Here is a 6,350-nt window from a genome sequence, read left to right on the forward strand (position 1 = left end):
TTCGGAAAGACGCGGTGGCGATCCGGCAAGTCGGGACACCAGATACCACGCCGACTCTGCAGTCAACCCCCGAAGAACTTCCGCAGCCGACCACTTAGGGTTCAGTGGCACAGGACAGGCAGCACTGCCATCTGTACGCGAAAAGAACGCCATTCGTACGGCATGTGTACGCTATACATACGGTTCATGGGGTAGGTTGTTGGTCAGGAGGTGTTCCATGTCCGAGTTGTTCGACGCGGTCGACGCACTGGTCGCGTCCCGCGCCACGCTGCCGCCACCGGCGGAGCGCAAGCGGCTGCGAGCCGCGCACGGCCTGACGATCGATGAGGTGGCGACCGCGCTGAAGGTGCGCCGGGCCACGGTCAGCGGCTGGGAGTCCGGCAAGACCGAGCCCCGCCCGCCGGAGCGGGACGCGTACGCCCGGCTGCTGGACAAGCTCGCGGAGCTCTACCCGGCCCCGGCCGACGCGGCCGCGCCCGCTCAGGACGCTGCGGTGCCGGCCACGTTCACCGGTACGCCCGCCCCGGCGGAAGCGCAGGCTCTGTCCACAGGCCCGGTGCCCGAGGCTGCGTCCATGACTGCAGACGAGAACACCCAGACCCCTGCCCCCGCCGCTGCTCCGGCGGCCACGCCGCGTCCGGCGCGCACCGCCAGGACGTCGTCGACGTCGCGGCGCCCAGCCGCGAAGAAGGCGGCCCCGGCCGATACCCCGGCGGGCGGCACCGACCCGCGGTTCGAGAACGGCCCGCTCGCGGTCGTCGACGTCGAAGACGGGCAGGTGTTGGCGTACTGCACCGGCGGCCTGGTCCTGGATGTGCCCGCCAAGAGCATCCCGGCCCTGGTGGACTGGACGCTGCGCGAGGCCCGGCTCGGTCAGCCGAAGCTGTCCGGGCCGGGCAGGGACGCCGACCCGCTGATCGTGCTCACCGAGGCCGCGCTGGAACGCTACGGCCTCCCGGTCGCCCTCACCGAGGAAGAGCGCCTTGCTGGGCGGCTGCCGGAGGGCCACAAGGTCATCAAGCAGCTGGTCCGCGCGGAGTGGAAGCTGACGAAGCGCGGGTTCGGGCCGTGGGCGAGGATCTACCGCCCGGCGCAGGGCTCGGAGCGGGCCTGCGTCCAACTGTGCATCCCGTCCTGGCAGGCGCTGGACACCCGCCACTGGGGCACCGCTGGGCAGCTTCCGCCGGCAGAACTCGCCCGGGTCCTGGGCGTGTACGCGGCCCGGGTGATGACGCCGCGCGGCTCCACCGCCGTGACCGGCCTGGAGCTGATGACCGCGCTGCACCCGCCGACCCGCGCTTCCGAGCCGGATGAGACGGGCAAGCGGCACTCCGAGCACAACCCCGGCAGCCTGGGCAAGGACTCGGTGGACTGCGCGCCGTGCGAAGCCGCGGACGGGCACCCGCTCCTGGCGGACCTGCCGCGCTTCCACGTCCGCGGCCCCGGAGAGAAGTTGTTCGAGGAGGCGTACGACTGGGCACGGCCGCTCACCGACGCCGAATGCCTGCGCCGCAACCTGGTCGGCATCGACGTGAACATGGCCTTCGCCGCCGGAGCGAACGGGTTGAATGTCGGTCTCGGCAAGCCGACCCACGTCAAGCAGCCGGTGTTCGACCCGAAGCTGCCCGGCTCCTGGCTGGTCGACCTGTCCCACGTAGACCTCTCGCGGGTGAAGCTCGGCAAGGAGTGGGTGGAGCTGGACAGTTCGCTGCTGCCCAGCCCGTTCACGCCGAAGGGCGTCCGGCCACAGGGCCCGGCCTGGTACGCCACACCGACCGTCGCGTACGCGGTGGAGCTCGGTTACGACGTGACGCCGAGCGAGGCGTGGGTGCGGTACGACAACGGCCGCTACCTGGACGCCTGGTACAATCGGCTGCGCGACGCGTACGTCGACACGATGGCTGAACTGGGCGTGGGCGCTGACCTGTCGCCTAAGGAGTTCCTCGCGGCGCGGCCCGGATACCGGCAGCGCGACCCCGAGCTCGCGATCGTGGTGGAGGCGATCAAGGCGACCGCGAAAGGCGCCATCGGCAAACTGTCCGAAAGGCCTCGCGGCGAGGGCTGGAAGCCCGGGCAGCCGTGGCGGGCCCTGTCCCGGCCGACGTGGCGGCCGGACATTCGCGCGACTGTCATCTCCCGCACGCGGATCAACCTGCACCGCAAGCTGGTCAAGCATGCGGCGTTCACCGGGCAGTACCCGGTCGCGATCCTTTCCGACTGCGTCGTCTACGCGGCTGACGGGCCGAGCCCGCTGGACTTCCTGCCGTACCGGGAGGGAAAGCCGCTGCCCGGCGGCTTCAAGCTCGGGGTGAACCCCGGGCTGGTGAAGCACGAGGGCACGCAGACCACGCTGTGGGGCGAGGGCATCCGGGAGCAGTTCAAGGCCCCGGAGCTCAACCTCGCCCGGTACATCAAGGACGGCACCGTCACCGACAAGGACAACGGGGAGTAGACCGCGATGAGCATGTTCGGGGACGGCCTGGAGCAGGCGGTGCAGAAGGCGTTCACCCGCCCGGCGCCGAAGTCGGCCGGCGCGCAGATGCGATACCTGGTCAAGCAGCTCAAGGGCACCAAGGCCGTCGCCCAGATGCTGCGGGTCTCCCAGCGCACCGTCGAGCGGTACGTGAAGGACCAGATCAAGAAGCCCCGCCCGGACCTCGCCGCGCGCATAGAGCGCGAGGTGAAGAAGCGGTGGCAGCCACAGATCCGGGCCAAGGCCCGCGAAAGGGCGGCGACGACCGGCGGCATCGTCATCGACACCCGCGCCCGCCTCGGCTACACCGCGCCGATCGGATCGACGGACCAGGACCGCATCCGGCACCTGACCGTCGCCCTGCCGCCCCGTCACGCTGCCCGCCTCTTCGACGCACAGGAGGCCGGCGCCGGCGACCAGCAGCTGCGGGAGATCGCCGCAGAAGCGCTCAAGGAGGTGTATTTCCAGGACAACGGCCGCCGGGCCGGGAGCCTGGAAGAGGTCCGGCTCACCGACGTGGAGCACATCGAGTTCGACCTGTAGGTCCCCGACAGCCCGCGAGCCCCGGACCGCGTGTGCGGATGCTGTTGGTTAATCCGGGGCCTGGCGTGACGTCGGCCTTCAAGACCCGGTTGTGGTATTGAAGGCCGACGTTGTCGTATGGGGTGGGTGCGGATGTCGATGCAGCCGAAGAGGTTTGGGAAGATCCCGGCGGAGACGGTTCGGGTGGCGCGGGCCGCGTTCCCGAAGGGGAGTCAGCGATCCGGGTCCGGGACGAGCTGGGCAAGCCCGCCTGGTCACCGGGTCGTCTCGCGCTGGTGCTGGTGTTGCAGTTCGTCGAGGGATTGACCGACCGGCAGGCTGCGGAGGCAGTCAGGGCGCGGCTCGACTTCAAGTACGCCCTCGCGCTGACGCTGGACGGTCCGGGGTTCGATTTCTCGGTGCTGTCGGAGTTCAGGGACCGGCTGGTGGTTGCGGATGCCGGGCGGCGGGTGCTGGACGGCGTTCTGATCGCGGCCAGAGAGAGGGGCTGCTCAAGACGGCGGGTTGAGCGCCTTCCTGGGAGATCATCAGGTATGCCCTGAACTGCCATCGCCTGAAGAGATTCGACGCCGCCCGCACGCCCAAGGGCGCATGGACGCGTGCCCAGCTCGCACGAATGGGGCGTCCCATGGCCCCCGGAGAAGGGCTGGAAGGACGAGCTGATCGCATGCTGGGAAGCCGCTCAGCAAGGCCACGAACGCCCGCCCCCTCGACTCCACCCCTTCGAAACCCCCTCGGGCACGCTCGACTTCGGCTGACACACAGCGGTGGGGCCGGACAGGGTGTCCCTGTCCGGCCCCACCGCTCGTCCCGTCTGTTCCAGGTGTCCACGATCAAGGGGAAGCTTCATCGGCCACGTATAACGTTCCAGGGCCGCCGTGTCATGGCGAGTGAGTTGCCCGCGGTCACCGTACTGTTCTCCTGCTGGAAGGACGGTGCGAGCGTCGCCATGGCCCCGAGCGATGCCTTGGTACGTACGCACTCGTGCGCCGGGCCGTCGCAACGGTCTGGTGAAGCTGGGGCAGCCCGGTCCGGGGAACGCCGGGGAGGGTGACAAGCGACCCTGACAACGGGGCGGGACGTGCCAGGACTACCGGACGGTGCTAGTCCGTTCAGCAAGGTCAGAAGGAAGGGTGATGACCATGGAGCTGTTCCTGCCGATCCCGCTTGCCGAGTGGCGGGACACCAAGGAGACGCTCCATCGCTTCGCGCAGATCGTCGGGAAGATCCGTCTCGCCGTCAGCGCCCGGCGCAACCACTGGTGGAATGTCCCGTTTCACCTCGCGGGGCGCGGTATCACAACGCGCCCGATGGGGCAGGTCGACGGCAACCCGATCTTCACGATGGACTTCGACTTCGTCGCGCATCGGCTGGTCGTGTCGACGCTGGACGGCCGGGAGATCTCCTTTCCGCTCGTCGGCCAGTCCGTTGCTTCCTTCCACGACGCGGTCATGGAGGCGCTGGCAACGTTGGGCATCCGGGTGCGGCTGGACGTGCCCAGGCCCTTCGGCCTGCCCGACTCCGGCCGACCGTTCGCCGAGGACACCGAGCATGCGACGTACGAGCCCGCACAGGCCAACCGCTACTGGCAGGTCCTCAGCCAGGTGGCGTCGGTGCTGGAGGAATTCGCCGCAGGGTATTCGGGGAAGGTGAGCCCGGTGCACCACTTCTGGCACACCTTCGACATCGCGCACACCCGGTTCTCCGATCGTCACATCGAGCATCCTCAGCAGCTGGACCCTGTCACCCGGGAGGCGTACTCCCGGGAAGTGATCAGCTTTGGCTTCTGGTTCGGGGACGACACCTTCCCCGCGCCCGCCTTCTACTCCTACACCGCTCCGGAGCCGGCGCACCTGGCCGAGGAGCCACTCGAGCCCGCGGCGGCGCACTGGGCCGCCCGGAACGACAGCCACCTGGCCGTACTGCCGTACGACGAAGTCCGAGCCGAGGCCGACCCGCGTGCCGCCGTACTCGCCTTCTACGAGAGCGCGTACCAAGCCGGCGCCCGGCGCGCCGGATGGCCGATCGACCAGCTCGCCTGCCCGGGCGGGGTGACGGACCCGCAACTGCGATCCCACAGACCCCACCCGGCTTCCGGCTGAGGCCCAACAGCAACCGTGAACCCACGTCGGCATGGCCGCCCGGCCACCGGCCCGGTCAGCCCCGCGCAGCGGGGCCCGGCGGTCCGCAACGCGGCTCGCGGCCGGGAGTGTCATGAATTAGGTGGGAACTTCAGAAGGTGTCTCTTTTCCGAATCTGATGTGCGAGTTTCTGCTGGTCAGTCGTGGTTGCTTCGTGTTCCAGGCAGGCTGAGGCCGTCGTGTTCGTCCTGGTGATGCGGAGGTGGCGGATGCCGTCGTTGCGGGCAGTGCTGGAGAGCCGTGAGAAGGCGGCTCTGGTGCGGGTGCAGGAACTGCGGGCCGAGTTCGAGCGGGTTCGGGCTGCTCTCGCGGAAGCTGAAGAGGCGCTGAACCACCGGGTGATCGGCCTGGAACAGTATCTGGAGGCCCTGGCCGAGCAGGACGCGTCCGTCGAAGTGGAGCCGGATAGGCCGTCCGCAGCCGGGGGCGGGGTTGAGGAGCCGGTGGTGGAGGGGCCGCGCAGGACGGTGGCCCGCAAGGAGGACGGCGTGTCGGTGGATGTTCTCGGTGCGGACTACCGGTTGATCATGGCCGTCCTTGGCCAGGCCGGTGACAGTCTGACCGCTCGGCAGACGGCGGTGGCCCTGGGCTGGGACAGCTCGGTTCCTTCCCGCGTCGAGGGTGCTCGGGGGAGGCTGAAGCGGCTGTGGAGCGGGGCTGGCTGGCCGAGGACAGGCCGGGCCGGTTCACGCTGCCGGCCCCGGTGCCCGCCGCTGCCGCGTAGCCGCCTCGCGGCGGGCGAGGCGGCGGCTCATCACCATGATCATCGACCACAGGATCATGGCCTCGCTGCTGGCCGGCTCTGTTTCGTAGTCGCGGGCCAGGCGCCCGGCTCCGCATCAGCCAGGCGAACGACCTCTCGACGACCCAGCGGCGGGGCAGCACGCGAAAACCGCTGGTGTCGTCACTGCGTTTGACCACCTCAAGACGGAGGCCGAGTTCCTGGGCGGCCCAGTCGACGAGATGGCCGGTGTAGCCGCCGTCGGCCCAGACTATCCGCAGTTCCCGGAAGCTTTTTGGCAGGTTGGGCAGCATCGTGCGGGCGGCTTCCCGGTCTGTCGTGGACGCGGGCGTGACCAGCACGTCCAGGAGCAGGCCGAGGCAGTCCGTGATGAGGTGCCGCTTGCGGCCGTTGATCTAATGGGCGGTAGCTGAGCTCGTTGAAAGCGCCTTCTCGATGCCGGTCGCCGGCG

General features: G+C 69.4%; 4 protein-coding genes and 1 pseudogene. 4 read left to right on the forward strand and 1 reads right to left on the reverse strand.

Annotation, left to right across the window (positions count from 1 at the left end):
• Nucleotides 1-217: 217 nt before the first annotated feature.
• The 4 genes and pseudogenes from tap to ACZ3IC_RS33925 all read left to right on the forward strand — a co-directional run bounded on the left by tap (nt 218) and on the right by ACZ3IC_RS33925 (nt 5,118).
• Entirely contained in the window at nt 218-2,452 is a 2,235-nt protein-coding gene (gene tap, locus ACZ3IC_RS33910; RefSeq protein ID WP_467422534.1) for a telomere-associated protein Tap, read from the forward strand.
• A 6-nt stretch (nt 2,453-2,458) separates the two neighbouring features.
• Nucleotides 2,459-3,016 (forward strand): telomere-protecting terminal protein Tpg, encoded by a 558-nt coding sequence (tpg, locus tag ACZ3IC_RS33915; RefSeq protein ID WP_467422536.1) that lies wholly within the window; start codon nt 2,459-2,461, stop codon nt 3,014-3,016.
• A 132-nt stretch (nt 3,017-3,148) separates the two neighbouring features.
• Nucleotides 3,149-3,504, forward strand: a pseudogene (locus tag ACZ3IC_RS33920) (transposase); the annotation flags it as partial.
• A gap of 654 nt (nt 3,505-4,158) precedes the next feature.
• Nucleotides 4,159-5,118: a DUF5996 family protein gene (locus ACZ3IC_RS33925; protein ID WP_467422540.1), complete on the forward strand. Its 960-nt coding sequence runs from the start codon at nt 4,159-4,161 to the stop codon at nt 5,116-5,118.
• Between the two features lie 564 nt (nt 5,119-5,682).
• Here the strand turns inward: ACZ3IC_RS33925 and ACZ3IC_RS33930 are convergent.
• Nucleotides 5,683-6,240: a transposase gene (locus ACZ3IC_RS33930; RefSeq protein ID WP_467422538.1), complete on the reverse strand. Its 558-nt coding sequence runs from the start codon at nt 6,238-6,240 to the stop codon at nt 5,683-5,685.
• Nucleotides 6,241-6,350 lie beyond the last annotated feature (110 nt).

It is taken from the genome of Streptomyces sp. NPDC002958, from assembly GCF_055563255.1.